Below are 20,568 nucleotides of genomic sequence, written 5' to 3'. Positions count from 1 at the left end.
CCCAGATGGTAGACGTGGGCGACGATCATCGCCCACGTCCACAGGTTCCTACGAGAATGTCCACCGCTGGTTGGCGGTGCCGGCACAGTCCCAGAGCTGCAGCCTGGTGCCGTCGGCCGAACTCGGGCCGGTGGCGTCGAGGCATCTTCCCGAGCCCACGTTGCGCAGCTGGCCGTTGGCCTCCGCGGTCCACTGCTGGTTGCCCGCGCCGGTGCAGTCCCACAGCTGCGTGACCGCGCCGTTGGCCGTACCGGACGCGTCGAGGCACTTGCCCAGCGCGCGGACGGTGTTGCCGTTGCGGGACCACTGCTGGGCGTTGGTGCCGTTGCAGGTCCAGAGCTGCACCGCGGTGCCGTTGGCCGAGTTCGCGCCCGCCACGTCGACGCACTTGCCGCCGTAGCCGACGATCGTGCGGCCGGTCGGTGGGGGAGTGCCGCCGGACGCGGTTTCCCAGATGGCGTTGAGCAGACTGTTGCCGCCGGTGGTGTCCTGGGAGAGCTCCCAGTTCATGATGCCGCCCGCGTTGGACAGCGCCCACGTCGTCTTGCGCCGGATCGTCGGCAAACCGTTGTAGCAGTTGCCGTTGTAGCAGTCGCGGTTGGCGTTGGCCGGGTCCTGCGCGACGAGGTCGCGGTAGGAGATGTAGGTCGGCCGGCTGTAGAACGGCACGCCGAGCACGGCTTTGCTCGCCGGCAGGCCGCGGTTCTTCCAGAAGTTGACGCTGTTGATCGACCAGTCGTAGTTCGCGTGCGGGCTGCCGCCGTCGTAGGCCATGATGTTCAGCCAGTCGACGATGCCGAACACCGCCGGTTGCACGCCGTTCGCCACGGGGCCTTCGCTGACGACGGCGGCCGTGAGCAGCTTGCCCCTGCTGTGCAGCGCGTCGCCCAGCTGCCGCATCAGCAGGGTGAAGTTGTCGCCCTCGACGCCGGGGTCCGGGTACTCCCAGTCCATGTCGACGCCGTCGAGGTTGTACTGGTTGACGACGTTGATCAGGGCGTTCACGAACGTGGTGCGGCTGTTCGCGTTGGCGGCCAGGATCTCGAAGTTGTCGTCGTTGCCGTTGTTCCAGCCGCCGACCGCGAGCGAGACCTTCACGCCGTTCTGGTGGCCGAGGCTCACCAGCTGTTGCAGCCTGCCGGGTTCCGGGACGCCCTGGAGCGTGCCGTTCGCGTTCGGCAGCACGAACGCGTAGTTGATGTGCGTGAGCTTGTTGTACGGGATGGTGCTGACGTTGCTGGACCACGAGGGCTGGTAGCCGACGCTCTTGAAACCGGGGGGATACGCGGCCTGCGCGGCGGGCGCGCTGACCGTCATGGTCGCTGCGGCTGCGGCCAGCGCGAGGCTGACGGCACCGAGGCGAGATCGGAGTGAACGCATTGCAGGGGTTGCCTTCCACTTTCGTCGTGCGCCCACAGCGACGTTAGTGGTCTAGACCGGTTGTGCGGAAGATCAACTAGCGACCGGAACTGGTTCCGGTCGCTGTCCGGGGAATCAACGGAGGTAGGACGCGCCGTTCACGTCGATGATCGTGCCGCTGGCCCACACGGCCTCGGGCTGCGCGAGCCACGCGACCGCCGCGGCGACCTCCTCCGGCTCGGCGACGCGGTTGAACGGGCTCTGCGCCCGGATGGCGTCACCCTCCGCGCCGGCCATGAGGTCGGTGACCATCTCTGTGCGCACGAAGCCCGGCGCCACACCGGCGACCGCGATGCCTTGCGGGGCAAGGGACTGCGCGAGTGACTGGGTCATCGCGTGCAGCCCTGCCTTCGCGGCGCCGTACGCGGGTGCGTCCGGCTCACCGCGGTAGGCGCCCCGCGAGCCGATGTTGATGATGCGGCCGCCATCCGTCATGTGCCGCACCGCGTGCCAGGCGAGCTCGGCGGGGCCGATCAGGTTGACCTCGAGGTTGCGGCGCCAGGCGTCTTGCCACTCCTCGAAACTGGTCGTGGCGATCTGGTGGAGGAAGTAGATGCCCGCGTTGTTGACCAGGATGTCGAGCCCGCCGAGCTTCTCGACGGTCTCGGCGACGATCTGCTCGGCCTGGTTCGCGCCGAGGTCGCCGTGGACGGTCGCATGTCCGTCGCCGGCAAGGCTTTTGGCGACTTCGGTGGCCTCGGCCGCGCCGCTGCGGTAGTGGACGGCGACCTGGTGGCCGTTGTTCGCGAGGGCGTGGGCGATGGCGGCACCGATACCGCGCGACGCTCCGGTGACGAGGGCGCGCATCAGGCGGGCACCTGGGTGTTGATCATCCACTTCCCGTTCTGCTGTACCAGTGTGTACCTGTGGCGCTCGGTGGTGACCACACTCGACCCCCGCATGTACTGCAGCGTGACGGTCACGGTGTTGTCGCCCTGTGGCGTGATGTCCGACAGCCGCACCGCGGTGTATTGGCTCCAGAACTGCTGGTACGTCTGGAAAGTCTGCCTGAAGCTGGCCTTGAAGTCGTCGGTGAGGGTCGCCCAGCCCGCCTCCAGGTTCCCGGGGACCTGCGTGTAGTAGGTCTCGATCGCCTGCTGGGCGGTCTGCGGCGGCGTCGCGGGAGGCGGGTTCGGGGCGCTGCTGGCCGGAGGGTTCGTCTGCGTCTGAGTCTGCGACGGGGTTTCCGTCGGCGTCTGCGGCTGGGTTTGCGGTTGCGTCTGGCTCGTGGTGGGCGTGGACGACGTGCCGGACGCGGCGGGGTTGGTCGGCGTCTTCCCGTCACCCTTGGGCCACAACAGGAACGAGCCGACGCCCACGGCCAGCACGAGGAGCACGATCGCGATGGGGACCAGCGGGAACTTGCGGCGGTTCTCTGCCGGCTTCGGCTGCTCGGGGAGCGGGGTCGGCAGGACGGGCGTCGGTTCCGGTTGTGCGACAACGGGTTCCGCGACAACGGGTGCTGCGGGCGCGGGTTCCGGTTCAGGCTCCGGCTCGGGCTCAGGTTCCGGCTCGGGCTCGGGCTCGGGTGCGGTCAGCTTGGCGGCCTCGGCGGCAGCGGCCCCCGCGACCAGGCCGGCGGCGGCCGCACTGGCCTCCTGCTTGGCCTTCTCCTCCGGCTGCGCCTCGACCGGCAGCTCCACGGTGGCCGGGATGACCACGGTCGCCTCCGACACCTGCGGCGTCTCGTTCACCACCGCGGCCAGCAGGTGGACGGCCTCCTCCATGGTCGGCCGGCGCTCGGGTTCGGTGGCCAGCAACCGGAACAGCACGGGCGACAGCAGCGGACCGGCGTTGGCCGGCGGCATGATCGACCCGCTGGCCACGCGGTGCAGCATCGCGATGTGGTTGTCGGCGGTGCCGAACGGCGGGCCGCCCTCGACGGCGTTGTAGAGCGTGGCGCCGAGCGAGAAGACGTCGGACGGGAGACCGGCGTCCTCGCCGCGGGCGACCTCGGGGGAGAAGAAGGCGGGCGTGCCGACGGTGCCGGTCGCGGTGGCCGTGCCGTCGTCGGTGGCCTTCGAGATCCCGAAGTCGGTGATCTTGACTTCCTGGTCGCCGATCAGGACGTTGCCGGGCTTCACGTCGCGGTGCTGGATGCCGTGCCGGTGCGCGGCGGCCAGCGCGGCGGCGGTGTAGCAACCGATGCGGGCGACCTCGCGGGGCGGCAGCGAGCCCTGCTCGGTGATGACGGCGGCGAGGCTGCGGGAGGGGAGGTACTCCATGATCAGCCAGGGCTGCCCGTCCTCCTCCACGACGTCGTAGACGCGGATGGCGTTGGGGTGTTCGAGCCGGGCGGCCAGCCGGGCCTCGCGCATGGCCCTGGCCTTGGCGCGAGCGATCTTGGCGTCGTCGAGGCCGTCGAGCGCGAGCAGCTCCTTCGCCGCCACCACGCGTTCGAGTTGCTCGTCGTAGGCCCGCCAGACGACGCCCATGGCGCCCTGGCCGACCTTCTCCTGCACCCGGTAGCGGCTCCCGATGAGCCTGCTCTTCTCCTCCACGCCCGTGCTCCCGTCCCCTTGATCACCCGCAAGTGTGCCGGTTGCCGCGTTCTTCGTTGACTGTAACCCCAATTGGGGGTAGATATGGGGTTATGCCGAAAATCAACGTGTACCTGCCCGATGACCTGGCCGAAACGGTCAAAGACCTCAACATTCCGGTCTCCGCCATCTGTCAGCGCGCGCTCGAAGTCTCCGTCAAGCGGATCACCTCGGTGCGCGGGCTCACGGTCGCCGATCTCGACGGCGAGCGGGGCTCCCAGCTGACCCAGCGGATGCGCACGGTGCTGCGGCTCGCGTCGGAGTCGCCGGTGGTCACCACGGCCGAGTTGGCGCAGGCCCTCGTCGACGAGGGCGGCAACCTGGCCCTGGACGTGCTGCGGGCGATCGACATCGACCCGCGGACGCTGCGCTTTCCGGTGGGGGCCGGTCAGGGGACCGGGTTCGCGGTGGACGCGGTCAACGCGCTGGAGCTCGCCGTGATCGAGGCGATGGCGCTCGGGCACAACTACGTGGGCTGCGAACACCTGCTGCTCGGCATCATCGCCGAGCCGGACGGGAAGGGCGGCGAGGTGCTCCGCGAGCTCGGCGCGGACCTCAAGGGCACCCGCCGGGCGGTGCAGACCGCGCTGGCGGGGATCGTGCACCTCCAGAAGCAGCAGGCGACGCCGGACGCCGGAAAGATCCTGGAGATGATCATGGCTCGGCTCGATCGGCTGGAGAAGCAGGCCGGTATTGGCTGACGAGTTCGGCGCCGATGCGGGCGAGGTCGTCCTTCACCTCCTGAGGTGACTCGACGGTGATCAGGTTGCCCCAGCCGGCGATGTTGCGGGCGATGTCGAACGGGCGTGGGGCGGTCAGTTCGACTCGGGTGTGGTCTTGGAGCGTGTCGAGCACGGTGCAGTGGCGGCCGTGCATGTCCTGGAAGACCGTCAGGAACCTGGTGGGCACCAACATGATCGCCGCGGTTTCGGAACGGCGTTGCTCCATCTTCGTGACGACCGAGTCCCAGGCCTTCTCCAGCTCGAAGTCCGGCGGTCTGGTCGACGGGGTGCCGGTCAGGGCGGCGCCCAGGATCCGGTCGATCCGGAACGTCCGCTGGCCGTCCTCGGTACCGGCGAGGAAGTACCAGATGCCGTCCTTGTCGACGAGTCCCCACGGGTCGACCGTGCGTCCGGTCGGTGGCCGGCCTCGTTTCTGGTAGGTCAGGCGGACGCGGATCTGTTGCACAACGGCCTCTTGCAGGACGTCGACCAGCACCGGGCGATCTTTGGTGTCGTCACCCCAGCCGGCTGTGTCGATCAGGGTGGCTTCCGCGGCGGCCTCGGCGTGGGCGCGGAAGGTCTGGGGCAGTGCCCTGACGAGTTTTCGCAGTGCTGACTTCACCTGGGGTGCGACGCTCGCGGCCGGGCCGGCGATCAGGAACAGCGCCTTTGCCTCGGCCGCGGTCAGGCCGCTCAGGTCGGTGCGGGCGCCGCCGACGAGCGACCAGCCGCCGCCTCGGCCCGGTTGGGGGTAGACGGGGACGCCCGCGGTGGACAGGGCTTCCAGGTCGCGGCGGGCGGTCGCCGTCGACACTTCCAGCTCTTCGGCCAGCTCAGCGGCGGTCACCCGGCCTCTGGCCTGCATCAGCAGCAACGTGGCTACAAGACGGTCTGCGCGCATGTCTCCATGTTTCCGGTGAAAGTGCTCACTAGATGAGCACTTTACGGCCGAAGCTGAACCCCGACACCGAAAATTTTCTGGAGGGGTTTCTGATGTTGCGAGGCATGTCGACCGTGACCTACTACGCCGACGACGTGGCGGCGGCGCGTGCTTGGTACACCGAGTTTCTGGGCGTGGAGGCGTACTTCGAGGGGCGGGCGCCGGACGGCTCATTGGGGTACGTCGAGTTCCGGATCGGTGACTACCTGGCCGAGCTCGGGATCGCGCAGCGGAAGTTCGAGGTGACGCCTTCGGACGGGCCGGCAGGGGCGGTCCTGTTGTGGGCGGTGGACGACCTGGAGGCGACGCTGGCTCGGTTGCACGAGCTCGGTGCGAAGACGCACGACGAACCGCGAGTGCGTGGCGAGGGATACGTGACCGCATCGGTGGTCGATCCGTTCGGGAACATCCTCGGGATCATGACGAACGTTCACTACATGTCGGTTGTCCAGGAGAACCGGGACAAACGTCTCGGGTGAGTGCCGTCATTCGCCGCTCCAACTGCGGCGTGCCAGGGGCGTCTACTTCTTCCTGGATGCCGCAGTTGGAAGTGACAGTTGGTTGTGGCAGTTGGTTGTGGGAGGGCCCGTTGAAGGTTCCCGGCGGGCGAGGGCCCATCCGCGTGCTGATCGTCGACGACGACGCGCGGGTGCGCAGTGCCATGCGCACTTTTCTGCTGGCGCATCCGGAGTTCGAGGTCGTGGGCGAGGCCGGCAGCCCCGAGGCGGCCGTGCGAGTCGCCGAGGAGACCGCGCCAGGGGTTGCCATCGTTGACGTCCTGATGCCCACGGAACGGGATGGCTTGTCGTTGCTCAGGGTTTTCGCCGAGCAACATGGAATCCCAGTGGTGGCAATGAGTCTGAACAACGCGTGCGCGGACAGCGCGATCGCGGCCGGGGCGTACGCGTTCCTCGCCAAGGACGGCTGCTCGGACCTGCTCGTGAGCGCGTTGCGGTCGGCCTGCCCGGAGCAGGACGGATGACGTAGGGGCGGCCGGACTTCGGTCCCGGTCAGGGGTTCCGCAACTACGCGGGCAGGTTCGGTCGGCCGACCGATCCGGACGGGGTGTGGCTGGGAGCACAGTTCTAGCCACACACCCCGATGCCCGGATTGCGAGGCGAGCGATGACCACCGCCGAAACAATGGACGGCCGAGCACTGGCGGACATCTACCGCATGCACGGCCGATCGGTGCACAAGTACCTGCGCACGCTCACCAACGGCGACGCGCAGCTCGCCGAGGACCTCCTGCAGGAGACGTTCCTGCGCGCCTGGCGAACGCCGCGGCTCGCGCACCGCCCGGAGGCAGCCAGACCGTGGCTCGTCACGGTCGCCCGGAACCTCGTCGTGGACCGCGTCCGGCACCGCAACCGTCGCCCGGTGGAGGCCGGTGACGCCGCCCTGGCCCACCTGCCGGCGAAACGCTGCGAGATCTCGCGGGTCGTCGACGCGATCACTCTCGCCGACGCGATGGCGAAGCTGACCCCGAACCGGCGTGAGGTGGTCGTGCACATGTACCTGCACGGCCGCAGCCCCGACGAGGTGTCCGCCGTGCTCGGGATTCCCGTCGGCACCGTGAAGTCCCGCGTTCACTCCGCCTTGCGCTCGCTCAGGACGCACCTGGCGACCTCGGATCTGTGCCTTGCCGCCTGATTTCGCTTTGGCCGCATATCATCTCAAGATGACGCAGCTCGCCATCACCGGACACCGCGGCCTCTCCGCCGAGCTCGAGGAGGAGATCGATCAGCTGATCCGTGCGGCAGTTGCGGAGACGGGCGACGTGGTGGGGGTTTCGTGCCTGGCGGACGGCGCGGACGCCGTGTTCGCGCAGGCCGTGCTGGACGCCGGTGGCTCCCTGGTCGCCGTGTTGCCCGCCGCCGAATACCGCGAGTCGCTGCCGGAGGACTACCGGCCCGTCTACGACCGGTTGCTCGCGCGTGCGGGCAAGGTGGTGCAGCTGCCGTTCGTCACGCCTGATCCGCAGGCGTACATGGAGGCGGGCAAGCGGATGGTCGACGAGTCGGACTCGCTGCTGGCGGTGTGGGACGGGCAGCCTGGCCGTGGCCCTGGCGGCACGGCTGACGTGGTCGCCTATGCGCGGTCGCGAGGCGTGCCGGTCACCGTTCTTTGGCCCGAAGGCGCCATCCGCTGAGACTGTGCCCTGTCAAGACGGGCCACAAGACCGTCGGACGGAAGAGCGACGCGGGGTGGTCGACCATCTGCGAGACGCGGATGAACGATCGGTAGACGCGCCGGTTGCCCGGGATGACCTCGAACAGGCGGCGGGCGTACCACCGCATGAACCGCGTGCTGAGCGAGAGCTTCTTCTGGCTCCAGCCGAGGTCGGTGGTGGTCGCGGACATCCACGGGATCTGCGCTGTTTTGGCGACCGCGCGCTGGAACACGAGCGGATCCTTGGCGAGGTCGTGTTCCTTGAGCAGGTCGCGCAGGTCGGCGCAGTTCAGGGCGGCAAGCGTGATGCCGTGGCCGTAGACGGGGTTGAGCGAGACGACCGAGTCGCCGAGCGCGAGCAGGCCGCGTGGCCAGTTCGGGACCTTGTGAAAGCGGTTCCAGCGGCTGCGCAGGTTGCCGACGCGGTAGATCGGTGACGCCGGGGTGGCGGTCTTGATGATCTCGGCGATGTCCTGGCACTCGAGGGTGGCCGCGTAGGAGAGGAAGCCGTCCTCGTCGGTCGGTGCCACGTCGCCGCCCGCGCCGAACAGCGTGACGAACCACAGGTCACCGTCCACTGAGGACACCGCGCCGCCGCGTTTGGTGCTGGGGGCGTGGGTGATCTCGTACGCGGTCTTCCAGTCGAGCTCGAGGTCGTGGTTCACGTGGTAGAGGCGTGAGGTGTAGGCGAGGTGGCCGTTCACGATCATCGGGGCCGGGCAGTGCACGCCGTGCTCCGCGAGCCACGAGACCAGCTTGCTGGTGCGGCCGGACGCGTCGACGACCAGGTCGGCGTAGTCGGTGAAGGGTTCGCCGTCGCGGCGGCCTGCCACGCCGGTGATGGTGCCGCGGTCGGACAGCAGTTCGTCGATCGTGACACCGTCCACAAGGGACACGTTCGGCAGCTTCAGCACTCGTCGTCGGATGATCCGCTCGATGGTCACCCGCGTCATGGAGTGCACGCTCAGGCCGATCGGGTCGCGCGGTGCCCACCCGGCCGGGGCGCGGCTCATGAAGTCGCTGCCGAGGTCGGCCTGGACCGCGCCGGCTGCTTTCAGTTCCGCGCCGAGCCTGGGGAACAGCGCTTCCAGCACGTCGGCCCCGCGTGCCAGCAGCGCGTGCGGGTGGTGGGCCTGGGGGACGCCGGCGCGGTGTTCCACATCGCCGAGTTTGGCATTGCTGGCCAGCTCGTCGCGTTCCACGAGCACGACGTCGCCGTAAGACTCGGACAACACCCTGGCCGCCAGCAGTCCCGCGAAGCCGGCGCCGATGACCAGGGCGCGGTCGGAGTACATGGCGCTCATGCTGGCAGAGCAGTGATCCCGAATCGATCCCCCGAAGGTCCTGTTGTCAGGACAGCTTGGCGACAAGTTCCGCGCGGCTGCGCACGTCGAACTTCGCGAAGAGCGATTTGAGATGGTCCTGCACGGTGTACGGCGAGATGGTGAGCCGTGCCGCGATCTCCGCCGTCGACTGGCCGGCGAGCACCTCGTGGCAGATGTCCTGCTCGCGCGCAGTCACGCCGTACGCCTTCAGCAGCAACCCGATCAGCTCCGGCCCGGTCGCCCGGCTGATCGTCACGGCGGCCTCACCGTGGGCATCGCCGGCCTCGTCGCTGACGAGTTCGCTCGCTTCGAGGAGGATCCAGCCGCCGTGGGCGTCCCGGACCCTGGCTTTGAAGGTCCCGGACCGCGCCCCTGCGGCCGCGGCGCGCAGCATCACCGCGAACCGGCCTGGCGCGATCTCCTCCAGCTCGTCGCGCCACTGGGCCGCGGCGGCTGTCGCAGCTCGGATGGTCCCGTCCTTGGTCACGACGACGATGGCGGACTCGCCGGTTCGTCTGGTTCTGGAACCAGTGCGTGCGGCGACGCGGGTGGCGGCGCCTATCGCGGGTGCCACCGAGGCCAGGAACTCCAGCTCGCGCTCGCTGAAGTCGCTGGTGCGCACGATGCCCGCCGCGCCCCAGCAGGTGTCGTCGGCCCAGAACAGCGCGCGCAGCTCGTGGGAGAGCCCGAGCGGCCGCCAGACCTCGTTGAGCCGGGTGGACCGCTTGTCCTCCAGCTTGGCCACGGTGTCGCCGCGCTGGGCCAGCGCCGCGAACGTGTGCGGCTCGCCGGGCGTGTACTCGCAGCTCGCGAGCACCGGCTCGTACTGCTGCGGGATGCGGTTGGCGCCGCTGGTCATCGAGCTGATCGCGCCGGAGTCGGGGTCCATCGAGGCCCAGCAGGTGAGCTCGCACGGGACCACCCGGTCCACCAGCGCGATGGCCGCCGCGTGCAGCTCCGCGACGTCCAGCCCGGTGCTCGCCAGAGCTGTCACGTCGCGGCGCACGCTCAGCGCCCGACCCTCCCACATGGTTGGCAGTATGCGCTCGGAGCGCGGCGTCCGGGCATCCCAGTTTTCCGGGATACACCTGTTTGCGCTGGTTGGTCACGCTTCTGGGCATGATGACGACCACTGGCGAGGGCGAGGAGCTCACCGCGCCCGACGCAAAGATCACCGTCCGGATCTCCGGCAAGCACACCGACGGCGCGTACGAGTTGTTCGAGGTCGACGCTCCCCGAGGCGAGGCCGCGCCGCCGCACCGCACGCCGTGGCCCAAGGCGTACTACGTGTTGCACGGACGCATGGCCGTGCTGCTCGACGGCGAGCTGCACGACCTGTCGCCCGGCGACGCCATCGTCATTCCGCCGAGAGCGCCGCACACGTTCACCGTGCACACGCCGTCGGTGCAGTTCCTGGCCTTCGCGGTGGGTGACGTGATGGGTGCGTTCTTCCGCGACCTCTCCGCGAACGGCCTGGAGGCGTTGCCGCGGCACGGGGTCACGCTGTGAGCGCCGTGGCTCAGGTCGCGGCGGCAGTCGCGATCCTGGTGCACCTGCTGGTGTTCGTGTGGGAGGCGTTCCTGCTCGACCGGGTCCACTACTCGGTGTTCCGGATCCCGGCCGAGCACCTGCCCGCGATCCGGCTGTGGGGGTTCGGGCAGGGGTTCTACAACCTCTTCCTGGCGGGCGGCACGGTCGCCGGGCTGGTCGCGTTGTGGAACGGCCAGGAGCTGGTCGGCCGCACGTTGGTGCTCTACACGGCCTGGTTCATGGTGCTGTCCAGCATCGTGCTGGCGGTCGCGGACCAGCTGGCGATGTCGCGGCCGCGCAACACCGCGTGGGGAGGCGTTGCAGCCCAGGGAGCCCCGGCGTTGGTGGTGCTGCTGTTCGCTTAGGGGCCGGTGACCAGGCCCTCGCGCACCGCCCACAGCGCGGCTTGGGTGCGTGAGGCGAGGCCGAGCTTGTTCAGCACGTTGGAGACGTGGGTGCGCGCGGTGCGTTCGGAGATCACGAGCGCTTCGGCGATGTCGCGGTTCGACTTGCCGTGCGCCACCAGCACGAGGATTTCGCGCTCGCGAGGGGTGAGCGCGGTGGCCGTGCGTTGCGGTGCGACCAGCGATCGGGTCAGGGTGCGGGCGACGGCGGGGTCGAGGTGGACCTGGCCGCGCATGGCCGCGCGGACCGCGGCGCCGACCTGGTCGGCCTCGGCGTCTTTGAGCAGGTAACCCGCCGCGCCGGCTTCGAGGGCGACGTGGACGCGTTCGGCCTCGGAGAACGAGGTCAGCGCCACCACCTCGACCTGGGGGTAGAGCTGCTTGATCGCCTTGGTGGCGCCGATGCCGTCCAGGCGGGGCATGAGGAGGTCCATCAGCACGACGTCGGGCAGGTCGCCCGCGGTGGCGCGGACGGCGAGCTCGTCGAGGGCCGCCTGGCCGTCGCCCGCCTCGCCGACGACCTCGATGTCGTCCAGCATCTCGAAGAACGCCCGCATGCCGCGTCGCACCACCGCGTGGTCGTCGACGAGGAACACCCGGATCGTGCTCATCGCTGATCTCCTGCCTGCGCTGTTCGTGAGGGCAAGACCGCTCTGATCGTGGTGGATCCCGCCGGGGTGCTGTCGATGACGAGATCGCCGCCGATGCGGTTCATCCGCTCCCGCATGCTCACCAGGCCCATGCCGTTGGAGGAGACCGTAGCGGGGTCGAAGCCAGTACCGTCGTCGGCCACCTCAATGATCACGCCGTCTTCCTCGAAGAGCGTGATGTCGATGCGGGCGGGGTGGGCGTGCTTGATGGCGTTGTGCACGGCTTCCTGGACGACGCGGAACAGTTCTTCTTCCGCGCGGTCGTCCAGGGAGAGCCGGTAGCCGGGTGCTTCGACGGCGATGACGACGCCTTCGCGGGAGGCGATGGCGGCCGACTGCTTGCGGATCGCCTCGGCCAGGCCGTCTTCGCGCAGCGCGTCGGGGCGCAGCTGGAACAGCGAGGCGCGCATCTCGGCCAGTGCGTCCTGGGTGAGGCTGCGCAGTTCGGTGATGCCGCGCGCGACCGGGCCGTCGGGGTCGCCGCCCTGCTTCTGCAGCGCCAGTTCCACGGCTCGGGTGTGCAGGGTCATGGAGAACAGCGCCTGGGAGACCGAGTCGTGCAGCTCGCGGGCCAGCCGGTGGCGTTCTTCCAGCGCGGCGACCTGGGAGGCCTCGTCGAGCATCTCCATGACCTCTTCCACACCGAGCTGTTCCTCGCCGGCCACGGAGGTGAGCATCATGCGGGCGGACGCGGCACCGACCGCGCCGGCGAGCACGGTTTCCACCTGGTGCATCAGGTCGGCGTCAGCGTCCTTCGTGGAGTCGGCGCCGGCGAGCGCTTGGTCGGCTGCCCGGTGGCCCAGCGAGCGGACCAGGACTTCGTGCAGGGCTTGGACCGACACGCGGTTGCGCCACAGGCGTGGGCGGTTCGGGTCGTCGAGGGCGTCGACGAAGAGGACGGCCTGCGCCTGTTCGCGGGCCTGCGGGCGGCCCAGCAGCGAGACGCCGAGGTAGCAGCCGACGTTGACGAGCATGCTCCAGAACATGCCGTGGCTGATGTTGTCCATGCCGGTGATGCCGAGCAGATGTTCCGGGCGCAGCGCCGCGATGCCGAACGGGCCGTCGTCGAGGAACCCGCGCGGCACCCAGCCGGTGGCGGCGAAGTTGGGCAGCAGCAACGTGTACGTCCACACGGCGAACCCGCCGACGAGGCCAGCCATGACGCCGTTGCGGGTGCCGCCCTTCCAGTACAGGCCGCCGATGATCGCGGGCGCGAACTGCGCGACGGCCGCGAACGAGACCAGGCCCATGGAGACCAGGGCGGCGCTTTCCCCGGCGAGGCGGAAGTACGCATAGCCGAGGAGCATGATCGCGACGATCGACAGGCGCCTGGTGAGCAGGACGAGTTTCGCCAGGCTGCCTTCGTAGCCGCGGCGCAGCAACATCGGCACGACGATCGAGTTCGACACCATCGTGGACAACGCGACGGTCTCCACGATGATCATGCCGGTCGCCGCGCTCAGGCCGCCGACGAACACCAGCAGCGCCAACGCGTCCAGGCCCGCGGCCATCGGGACGGTCAGCACGAACGTGTCGGCCTCGGCGCCGGAACCGAACCGCAGCAGGCCCGCCGCGGCGATCGGCAGCACGAACAGGCTGATCAGCAGCATGTACAGCGGCGTCATCCACATGGCCTGCTTCACGTGGCGTTCATCGACGTTCTCCACGACGCCGACCTGCCACTGCCGGGGCAGCAGCACGATGGCGAAGAGCGACAACACGTTCAGCCACACCCAGGTGCCGGTCGAGTCGCCGAGGGTGAACAGCGCGGTGTGGCCTGCTCGGGAGGCCTGGCTGAACAGGTCGCCGAAACCGTTGTAGAGGCCCCAGGTCACGGTGATGCCGGCCGCCACGAACGCCACGAGCTTCACGACCGACTCGAACGCGATGGCGGTGACCATGCCCTCGTGGCGTTCGGTGGCGTCGAGATGCCTGGTGCCGAACAGGATCGTGAAGCCCGCGAGCAGCAGTGCCACGTAGAGCGCGGTGTCCTCGAGCAGCGGCACCTGTCCGAGCGCGGACGACGGCGTGATCTCCGGGGCCCGGCGGATGATCTCGAACGTGGTGGAGACGGCTTTGAGCTGCAAGGCGATGTACGGCACGACACCGACGACGGCGATCGCCGCGACGAGGCCGCCCAGCCGCACGCTCTTGCCGTAGCGGGCGGACACGAAGTCGGCGAGGCTCGTGATGCGGTGGCGGTGGCTGATGTGGATGATCCGGCGCAGCACCACCCAGCCGAGCGCGAGCATGATCGTCGGCCCGAGGTAGATCGACAGGAAGCCCACGCCCGTGGACGCCGCGCGGCCGACGCTGCCGTAGTACGTCCACGACGTCGCGTAGACGGCCAGCGAGAGCGCGTAGATGGTGCCGCGGCCGACGATGCTGCGGCCGGCGTCGGCGCGGCGGTCGCCGTAGAACGCGATGGCGAACAGCACGCCGAGGTAGGCGACCGACACCCCGATGATCAACCAGGTCTGGAGCACGTCCGGCTCATCCCGACCGGCGCACGAGCAGGGCGACCAGCGCGATCACGACGACCCACGCGCCGAACAGGTAGGCCGCGACCGCCGGCACGCCCGCGATGGTGCCCCCGTCGTTCGCGGCGGTGAGCAGAGGAGGTAGGAAGAGCACCAAACCGGTGGCCGCGACGAGGATGGTCAGCCCGGTGAACCGCCTGTCATCCCTGGCGCGTCGTCGCACCCGTCACCTCGCAGTTCTGGCGTGAACCGAATCGCGAGCGTAATACGAATGGAGGAATTCAGCGAAGCAGACATGACAGAATTTCACGCTATTTGCTTGATGCGACTGTTTGGGGGAACTGTTCGTGAAGACCGTCGAACTGCCTGACGGGGCCGTCGTCACCGGGCGTGGCCTGCGGGACGGCAAGCTCGTGGAGCCGCAGCCCGAGTACGGGGTGTATCTGCAGCCGCGACCTGTCGACGTGCCGTGGCCGCACGACTGGATCGACTGGCCGGACTTCCGCCTGCCGCGTGACCACGACGCCGCGATCAGGCTGATCCGCGCCCTGCATGCCCGCGCGCTGGCCGGCGAACGCGTCGAGGTGGCGTGCACCGGCGGCGTCGGCCGCACCGGCACCGTCATCTCGTGCCTGGCCGTGTTGTCCGGTGTGCCCGCCGCGGAAGCCGTGGCCTGGGCGCGCGCCAACTACCACCGGCGCGCAGTCGAAACGCCGTGGCAAAAGCGCTGGGTCAGGCGTTTTCCGGCCAACTAGTGGCGTGGCCCAGAACGACGGCCGGGTAATTCACGCTCAGCAGGGCACCTCGCGGCACCGCCCCCGCGCCCCCATACGTCCAGTATGAAGACGCGGGGGCGGCACCACGATGCACCCGTCTGACCGCGAATTCGCCTGGCAACGTTCTGGGCCACGCCACTAGGAATCAAGCTTGACCGCATTGCGCTTGTGCACGAGCTCGATCACCTCGGGCGGCACCGAATCCCCCGCCTCCAGCAGGCGGGGGAGGAGGTCCGCCTCGGTCGTGACGGCCCGGAAGAACAGCTCGACCGTGACGTCGTGGTCCGGCCGGTGCAGCACGGTGATCTCGTCACCCGGCGCGATCAGCCCGGCCTCCAGCACCCGGAAGTAGGCGCCGGGCCGCACGACCTGCGTGAACCGCTTGACCCAGCCGCGCTGCCCGAGGAACTCGGCAAACGTCCGGCACGGGATCCGCGGTCCGGTGACCTCCAGCGTCGCCGTGCCGACCCGCCAGCGCTCACCGACGAGCGCACTCGTGTGGTCGATGCCCTGCGTGGTCAGGTTCTCGCCGAACTGACCGTTGTGGAACTCCTCGCCCAACTCGGACTGCCACCAGTCGAGGTCCTCGCGCGCGTACCCGTAAACGGCCTGGTAGTCGCCCCCGTGGACGGTCCAGTCGCCGATCGCGTCGCCGGCCACCCCACTGCCGCCGCTGCCCCGCGGCCCAGGCGGGTGGACCTCCAGCGGCCCGTCGACCGGACGCTTGTCGATACCGGTCACGCCAGCGCGGGCGTAGTCGGCCGGGGCCGTCTTCTGGGCGATGTTCAGCGAGAGCACGACGGGCATGCGCCCGAGGCTATTGGCCGACGGCCTTGGCGGCGATCGAATTTACGTAATCTTGGTAAATCCCGACCTTGTGAGTGATGAGGTCCAGGCAGTCCTGCAGCTGCACCATCTGCTGCCGGACCCGCTCCTGGTGCTCCTTGAGGATGTCGAGCCGCTGCAGCTCGTTGCCGTCCCCTTGGCGGACCAGCTCGGTGTAGCGGCGGATCTCCGGCACGGGCATTCCGGACATCCGGAGCATGATGCACATCCGCAGCCAGTCGACGTCCTGCTGCGTGTACACCCGCCGCCCGCCCGGTCCTCTGTGGACCTGGTGGGCGAGGATGCCCTCCTTCTCGTAGAACCGCAGCGCGTGCACGCTCAGTCCGGTGCGTTCGGCCACCTGCCCGATGCTCAACCCCATGCGCCCGAGCATATGTGCCTGCTCACGCGCCGGGGCGAGCCGACGCCGCCGCGATGTCTGCGGACGTCACGAGCTAGATCTTGACCTAGAGGCGGCTCTAGTTCGTAGGTTTCCCGGCATGACGATGCGTTATCGCGTACTTGGGGGAACCGGCATCGAGGTCAGTCACCACTGCCTCGGCGCCATGATGTTCGGCGACGTCGCCAACAAAGACCACGACGAGGGCGTGCGGATCATCCACCGCGCCCTCGACGCCGGCATCAACTTCGTCGACACCGCCGACATGTACTCGGCGGGGGAGTCGGAGGAGATCGTCGGCAAGGCTCTGAAAGACCGCCGTCACGATGTCGTGCTGGCGACGAAGGTGCACTTCCCGCTGGGCGAAGGCCGCAACCGCAGCGGCAACTCACGCCGTTACATCGTCCGGGCCGTCGAGGACAGCCTGCGCCGCCTCGACACCGACTGGATCGACCTGTACCAGGTGCACCGGCCGGACTACACGACCGACGTCGAGGAAACGCTCTCGGTGCTCACCGATCTCGTGCGGGACGGGAAGATCCGGGCGTTCGGGTGCTCGACGTTCCCCGCGGAGGAGATCGTGGAGGCGCACCACGTGTCGCTGAACCGCGGGCTGATGCGGTTCCGCACCGAGCAGCCGCCGTACTCGATGCTGGCGCGCGGGGTCGAACGGTCCGTGCTGCCGACGTGCCAGCGCCTCGGCATGGGCGTGCTGGTGTGGAGCCCGCTGGGCGGCGGTTTCCTGTCGGGCAAGCACCGGCGCGGCGCGTCGGCTGAGGCCTTCCGGGCCACGCTGGCGCCGGAGCGGTTCGACGAGTCGTTGCCGCGCAACGCCGCGAAGTTCGACGCCGTGGAGCAGTTCGCGAAGCTGGCCGACGAGATGGGGGTGTCGCTGCCGGCGCTGGCGATCGCGTTCGTGACGACGCATCCGGCGGTGACCTCGGCGATCACCGGGCCCCGCACGATGGAGCAGCTGGAGTCGTTGCTGGAAGGTGCTTCGCTGGTGCTGACCGACGACGTGCTGGACCGCATCGACGAGATCGTGCCGCCCGGTGAGGACACCTACGACGTGCAGGGCTGGTGGAAGCCCGTGTCGCTGGCGGACGTCCACCGCCGGCGCCGCCCGCTCGACCAGCGCTGAAGACCGGGGGCGTGGCCAGGCCACGCCCCCGCACAGCTACCAGGCCTGGGTCGTCAAACCCGTGCCCAGGTAGACCTGGTCGAACCCGTTGCCGTCGTTGTCATCGGTGTACACCACGGAAATCCGCCCCCACGGGTCGACACCCACCGCAGGCTGGTCCTGACGGCCCGTGGCGTTCGACACCGTGAGCTGGCGCGCAGGCCGCCCGGTCGTGGTGCCATCCGGGTTGTAGACCACGGTGTAGACGTCCTGCGCCTCCGCCGTGGTCACCGCGACGCCGAGCTGGTCGTCGATCCCGATCTGCGGATCACCACCGGTCGTCACCGCATCAGCCGCACCCCGGACGGCACCAGCAGCGCTGAACGACCGCGACCGAACCCCGGCCTGCTCCCACGCGACCGCGAAGTCGCCGTTGAAGTTGGCCGCCACCGCAGGCCGCTTCCCCTGCCCGACAACGGTTTGCGCCTGCTTCACGCCACCGGACGGGGTGAGGATCTTGCGGGCGACGTTCGCGTCCGCCTCCCACGCCACGATCGCGTTGCCCGCGGCGCTCATCGCCACCTGGGGCTTCGCGTGGGTGCCGCCCGCGTTGTTGACCTGGGCCTCGTAGGTCTTGGACGAGATGGACGCGAACCCGCTCACCCGGACGGTCGGCGCGTTCGTGCCCTGCTTGTCCTCCCACGTGACCGCGAAGCCGCCGGTGTCCGGATCGGCCGCGACGCTCGGGAAGTGCTGCTGTCCGTCGGAGTTCGCGTTGGCCGTGCCGGAACCGGAGACCGCACCGGTCGTGCTCACCGAGCGGACCGCGATGTTGTAGAAACCGTTGCCGTCCGGGTCTTCCGACCACACGACGACAGCGGTGCCGTTCTCGTGCAACGACACGTCGGGCTGCCAGTGCCGCCAGTTCCCGGTGCCGCCGGTCGAGAGCTTCTTCTCGTAGAGGGAGGTGCCCTCCCGGTAGAGCCGGATCCAGACGTCGGAGTGGATCGGGTCCTCGGGAGCGGTGGTGTCGCGGTCGTCCTCCCACACCACGGCCGTGTAGCCGTTGCGGGTGGCGGAGACGGACGCGTTGTCCTGGTCGCCGGTCGAGTCGCTGTTGACCGTGGACCAGGTGATCGGCGCGGGTGCCAGCAGGAGTGAGGCGATCAGCAGAGTTTTCACGGCGCCTGCAATCCGGGGTTGGTGGCCTCGACGACGTAGCTGCCGACGGTCTTCACCGGGTAGTCGCGCACGGTGACCTTGTCGACGGCGCGGAAGTCGACGCGCATCTCGGCGGAGCTGGTGCGGGTCCTCACGTAGCCGCGCAGGTTCTTGAAGTACTTCACGTGCGGGTTCAGCGTCGGGTTGAGGCTGTTGTCCGCCGCGTTGCCGTCACCGCCGGACGTGATCGACGTGGTGACGAGCTCCGTGCCGATGATCCGGTTCTGGGTCCCGTAGTTCTGCATCAGGTTCGAGGCCCAGCTGCGGTGCACGTCGCCGGTGAGGACCACGGTGCCCTTGTTGCCGTTGGTCTCCCACGCGTTCTGGATGCGCGTGCGGTTGGCGGTGTAGCCGTCCCACGCGTCCATGCTCTTCGAGCCGTCCGCGGCCGCGAGGCGTTGGGCGAAGAACACCTGCTGGCCCAGGAAGTCCCAGGTGCCGAGCTTCTGGCGGAGGCCGTCGATCAGCCACGTCTCCTGCGACGTGCCGGTGAGCGAGCGGGCCGGGTCGTCGGCGGCCGGGCAGACCTTGGTGCCGTCACCGCACGCCTGGTCGTCGCGGTACTGGCGGGTGTCGAGCATGTGGAACGTGGCGAGGCTGCCCCAGCGAACCCTGCGGTGCAGCAACATGTTCTCCGCACTTGGAGCCTGCGCGCTGCGGAGCGGCATGTGCTCGTAGTACGCCTTGTACGCGGCGGCGCGGCGGGCCTTGAAGTCACCGGCCGGGTTCGTGTCGTTGCGGATCAGGTCGGCGTAGTTGTTCTCGACCTCGTGGTCGTCCCAGACCACCAGCCACGGCGCGGCGGCGTGCGCGGCCTGCAGGTCCGGATCGGTCTTGTACTGGGCGTGCCGGACCCGGTAGTGCGCCAGCGTGCTGATCTCGGTGGCGGGCGTGAACTGGCGGACGCGCGTGGTGCTGGCGGCGCCCTCGTAGATGTAGTCGCCGAGGTGCAGGACCAGGTGGGGGTGCTCCTCGGCCATCCGGCGGTAGGCCGTGAAGTAGCCCTCCTCGTAGTGCGAGCACGAGGCGAAGAGCATGGTCAGCTCGGGTTGCGTGCCGACGGCCGGTGCGGTGAGCGCGCGGCCGACGGGGGAGATGTGGCCGCCGGTGCGGAAGCGGTACCAGTACTCGCGGCCCGGTTCGAGGCCGGTGAGGGTGACGTGCACCGAATGCGCGCCCGCCTGGGTCGTCGTGAACGTGCCGGTGCGGGCGATGCTCGCGAAGCGTTCGTCGGTGGCGACCTGCCATTCGACGGCGGTGTTGGTGTTCGGCATGCCGCCGAGACCGTCGGCGTTGAGGGGGTTGGGGGCGAGGCGGGTCCAGATGACGAACCCGTCGGCGGCGGGCTCGCCGGACGCGACGCCGAGGGTGAACGGGTAACCGATCGCGTTGGCCAGGTGGGGAACGAGGACTCCGGCGCTCGCTCCCGCGAGGCCGCCCACGATGAAGGTGCGTCTCCGTAACGTGGTCATGACCCGCAGGCTTACCGAACGCGGGTAAAGGCCCGCCTAATTGCGTGCGGCTTCAGAGTGGTTTCCCACCAAGAGAATGCGGCGTGGTCGTCGGTGTGGATGTCGAACGCGTCCGCCAGCAGTTCGGCGGCGCACAGCGGGATCTCGGTGTCCTGCACGGCCCGGTACAGCAGCGCAACGTGGTCGCGGGACCAGGACTCGAGGCGCAGGCCTGGTAATCGGTCGGCCTCGCAACACGGTTGGGCGCACACGACGATGTCGAACCACTCGTCGTCGTGGTCGTTGAACGCGACCGTGACGCCGAACCGGTCCGGCTGCAGTGAGGTGACGGTGCTGTGGCGGGTCTCGTAGTAGAGCGGGTACGGCAGCGCGGACAGCCGCCGTGCCGCGTGCAGGTCCGGGCCTCGCAGCGGCACCGGGTCGTAGTGCTTGCCGTGATCGAGCACCACGACGTCCCATGTGCTGCGGGTCAACCGGAGCGCGGTCGCGAGCCCCGCGATCCCGGCGCCTATGACGAGTGCTGTGGCCATGGCCAGCCCCTTCCCCCTAGGATTGAGGCTAGCGAACGTTCAG

General features: G+C 69.2%; 23 protein-coding genes. 9 read left to right on the top strand and 14 right to left on the bottom strand.

Features of this window, described 5'->3' with window-relative positions:
- Window positions 1–48: 48 nt before the first annotated feature.
- The 3 genes from DI276_RS00790 to DI276_RS00780 form a co-directional block, all read right to left on the bottom strand.
- Window positions 49–1,380, bottom strand: a complete 1,332-nt coding sequence (locus DI276_RS00790) for a glycosyl hydrolase family 18 protein (RefSeq protein WP_112261296.1) — start codon at window positions 1,378–1,380, stop codon at window positions 49–51.
- Window positions 1,381–1,494: 114 nt separating this feature from the next.
- Window positions 1,495–2,226, bottom strand: coding sequence for an SDR family NAD(P)-dependent oxidoreductase (locus tag DI276_RS00785; protein WP_112261295.1), 732 nt, complete (start codon window positions 2,224–2,226; stop codon window positions 1,495–1,497).
- Window positions 2,226–3,920, bottom strand: coding sequence for a serine/threonine-protein kinase (locus tag DI276_RS00780; RefSeq protein WP_112261294.1), 1,695 nt, complete (start codon window positions 3,918–3,920; stop codon window positions 2,226–2,228). The genes DI276_RS00785 and DI276_RS00780 overlap by 1 nt, the downstream gene beginning before the upstream one ends.
- Before the next feature lie 92 nt (window positions 3,921–4,012).
- Here DI276_RS00780 and DI276_RS00775 point away from each other — a divergent pair, with 92 nt between their 5' ends.
- Complete coding sequence (locus DI276_RS00775) at window positions 4,013–4,660, top strand: Clp protease N-terminal domain-containing protein (RefSeq protein WP_112261293.1); 648 nt, start codon at window positions 4,013–4,015, stop codon at window positions 4,658–4,660.
- On the opposite strand, the gene DI276_RS00770 is transcribed toward DI276_RS00775, so the two are convergent.
- The gene (locus DI276_RS00770) at window positions 4,614–5,582 is read right to left on the bottom strand and encodes a helix-turn-helix transcriptional regulator (protein ID WP_112261292.1); all 969 of its coding nucleotides are present in this window, start codon (window positions 5,580–5,582) and stop codon (window positions 4,614–4,616) included. The two genes, DI276_RS00775 and DI276_RS00770, sit on opposite strands and share 47 nt — an antisense overlap.
- Before the next feature lie 92 nt (window positions 5,583–5,674).
- Between DI276_RS00770 and DI276_RS00765 the strand changes: the two genes are divergently transcribed.
- The 4 genes from DI276_RS00765 (at window position 5,675) to DI276_RS00750 (ending at window position 7,772) form a co-directional block, all read left to right on the top strand.
- Window positions 5,675–6,100, top strand: a complete 426-nt coding sequence (locus DI276_RS00765; protein WP_112261291.1) for a VOC family protein — start codon at window positions 5,675–5,677, stop codon at window positions 6,098–6,100.
- A gap of 110 nt (window positions 6,101–6,210) precedes the next feature.
- Window positions 6,211–6,603: a response regulator gene (locus DI276_RS00760; protein ID WP_157984438.1), complete on the top strand. Its 393-nt coding sequence runs from the start codon at window positions 6,211–6,213 to the stop codon at window positions 6,601–6,603.
- A gap of 142 nt (window positions 6,604–6,745) precedes the next feature.
- On the top strand, window positions 6,746–7,273 hold the full coding sequence (locus DI276_RS00755) for a sigma-70 family RNA polymerase sigma factor (protein WP_112261289.1): 528 nt from the start codon (window positions 6,746–6,748) through the stop codon (window positions 7,271–7,273).
- Between the two features lie 28 nt (window positions 7,274–7,301).
- Window positions 7,302–7,772 carry a hypothetical protein gene (locus DI276_RS00750; protein ID WP_112261288.1) on the top strand — a complete coding sequence of 157 codons (471 nt, stop codon included), beginning with the start codon at window positions 7,302–7,304 and terminating at the stop codon, window positions 7,770–7,772.
- Here DI276_RS00750 and DI276_RS00745 read toward each other — a convergent pair.
- Together DI276_RS00745 and DI276_RS00740 are read right to left on the bottom strand one after the other, a co-directional pair.
- On the bottom strand, window positions 7,738–9,096 hold the full coding sequence (locus tag DI276_RS00745) for an FAD-dependent oxidoreductase (protein WP_198680382.1): 1,359 nt from the start codon (window positions 9,094–9,096) through the stop codon (window positions 7,738–7,740). The genes DI276_RS00750 and DI276_RS00745 overlap by 35 nt on opposite strands.
- 46 nt (window positions 9,097–9,142) lie before the next feature.
- Window positions 9,143–10,147: a response regulator transcription factor gene (locus DI276_RS00740; protein WP_112261286.1), complete on the bottom strand. Its 1,005-nt coding sequence runs from the start codon at window positions 10,145–10,147 to the stop codon at window positions 9,143–9,145.
- A gap of 89 nt (window positions 10,148–10,236) precedes the next feature.
- On the opposite strand from DI276_RS00740, the gene DI276_RS00735 reads away from it, so the two are divergent.
- Together DI276_RS00735 and DI276_RS00730 are read left to right on the top strand one after the other, a co-directional pair.
- On the top strand, window positions 10,237–10,626 hold the full coding sequence (locus DI276_RS00735) for a cupin domain-containing protein (protein ID WP_112261709.1): 390 nt from the start codon (window positions 10,237–10,239) through the stop codon (window positions 10,624–10,626).
- Window positions 10,623–11,012: a DUF1304 family protein gene (locus tag DI276_RS00730; RefSeq protein WP_112261285.1), complete on the top strand. Its 390-nt coding sequence runs from the start codon at window positions 10,623–10,625 to the stop codon at window positions 11,010–11,012. The genes DI276_RS00735 and DI276_RS00730 overlap by 4 nt, the downstream gene beginning before the upstream one ends.
- On the opposite strand, the gene DI276_RS00725 is transcribed toward DI276_RS00730, so the two are convergent.
- The 3 genes from DI276_RS00725 to DI276_RS00715 are packed head-to-tail and all read right to left on the bottom strand — an operon-like array spanning window position 11,009 to window position 14,404.
- Window positions 11,009–11,662, bottom strand: coding sequence for a response regulator (locus tag DI276_RS00725; protein ID WP_112261284.1), 654 nt, complete (start codon window positions 11,660–11,662; stop codon window positions 11,009–11,011). The genes DI276_RS00730 and DI276_RS00725 overlap by 4 nt on opposite strands.
- Window positions 11,659–14,187 carry a histidine kinase gene (locus DI276_RS00720; RefSeq protein WP_112261283.1) on the bottom strand — a complete coding sequence of 843 codons (2,529 nt, stop codon included), beginning with the start codon at window positions 14,185–14,187 and terminating at the stop codon, window positions 11,659–11,661. The genes DI276_RS00725 and DI276_RS00720 overlap by 4 nt, the downstream gene beginning before the upstream one ends.
- A gap of 7 nt (window positions 14,188–14,194) precedes the next feature.
- Window positions 14,195–14,404 carry a hypothetical protein gene (locus tag DI276_RS00715; RefSeq protein ID WP_112261282.1) on the bottom strand — a complete coding sequence of 70 codons (210 nt, stop codon included), beginning with the start codon at window positions 14,402–14,404 and terminating at the stop codon, window positions 14,195–14,197.
- A 124-nt stretch (window positions 14,405–14,528) separates the two neighbouring features.
- Between DI276_RS00715 and DI276_RS00710 the strand changes: the two genes are divergently transcribed.
- Window positions 14,529–14,936: a protein-tyrosine phosphatase family protein gene (locus tag DI276_RS00710; RefSeq protein ID WP_408610482.1), complete on the top strand. Its 408-nt coding sequence runs from the start codon at window positions 14,529–14,531 to the stop codon at window positions 14,934–14,936.
- A 159-nt stretch (window positions 14,937–15,095) separates the two neighbouring features.
- Here DI276_RS00710 and DI276_RS00705 read toward each other — a convergent pair whose 3' ends face one another.
- Together DI276_RS00705 and DI276_RS00700 are read right to left on the bottom strand one after the other, a co-directional pair.
- On the bottom strand, window positions 15,096–15,764 hold the full coding sequence (locus DI276_RS00705) for an MOSC domain-containing protein (protein ID WP_112261280.1): 669 nt from the start codon (window positions 15,762–15,764) through the stop codon (window positions 15,096–15,098).
- A gap of 10 nt (window positions 15,765–15,774) precedes the next feature.
- The gene (locus DI276_RS00700) at window positions 15,775–16,164 is read right to left on the bottom strand and encodes a MerR family transcriptional regulator (protein ID WP_112261708.1); all 390 of its coding nucleotides are present in this window, start codon (window positions 16,162–16,164) and stop codon (window positions 15,775–15,777) included.
- A 124-nt stretch (window positions 16,165–16,288) separates the two neighbouring features.
- Between DI276_RS00700 and DI276_RS00695 the strand changes: the two genes are divergently transcribed.
- Window positions 16,289–17,323 carry an aldo/keto reductase gene (locus DI276_RS00695; protein ID WP_112261707.1) on the top strand — a complete coding sequence of 345 codons (1,035 nt, stop codon included), beginning with the start codon at window positions 16,289–16,291 and terminating at the stop codon, window positions 17,321–17,323.
- 36 nt (window positions 17,324–17,359) lie between these two features.
- Here the strand turns inward: DI276_RS00695 and DI276_RS00690 are convergent, their stop codons facing one another.
- Genes DI276_RS00690 through DI276_RS00680 form a run of 3 tightly spaced genes read right to left on the bottom strand, consistent with a single transcriptional unit; the run spans window position 17,360 to window position 20,525 of the window.
- Window positions 17,360–18,484 carry a hypothetical protein gene (locus DI276_RS00690; protein ID WP_232836361.1) on the bottom strand — a complete coding sequence of 375 codons (1,125 nt, stop codon included), beginning with the start codon at window positions 18,482–18,484 and terminating at the stop codon, window positions 17,360–17,362.
- Window positions 18,481–19,995: an alkaline phosphatase D family protein gene (locus tag DI276_RS00685; RefSeq protein WP_112261278.1), complete on the bottom strand. Its 1,515-nt coding sequence runs from the start codon at window positions 19,993–19,995 to the stop codon at window positions 18,481–18,483. The genes DI276_RS00690 and DI276_RS00685 overlap by 4 nt, the downstream gene beginning before the upstream one ends.
- 11 nt (window positions 19,996–20,006) lie before the next feature.
- A complete protein-coding gene (locus DI276_RS00680) occupies window positions 20,007–20,525 on the bottom strand; it encodes an FAD-dependent oxidoreductase (RefSeq protein WP_112261277.1) in 519 nt (172 codons plus the stop codon).
- Window positions 20,526–20,568 lie beyond the last annotated feature (43 nt).

The organism is Lentzea terrae, from assembly GCF_003265345.1.
Classification (GTDB): Bacteria; Actinomycetota; Actinomycetes; order Mycobacteriales; family Pseudonocardiaceae; genus Lentzea; species Lentzea terrae.
This window is presented reverse-complemented; position numbering and strand designations above follow the sequence as displayed.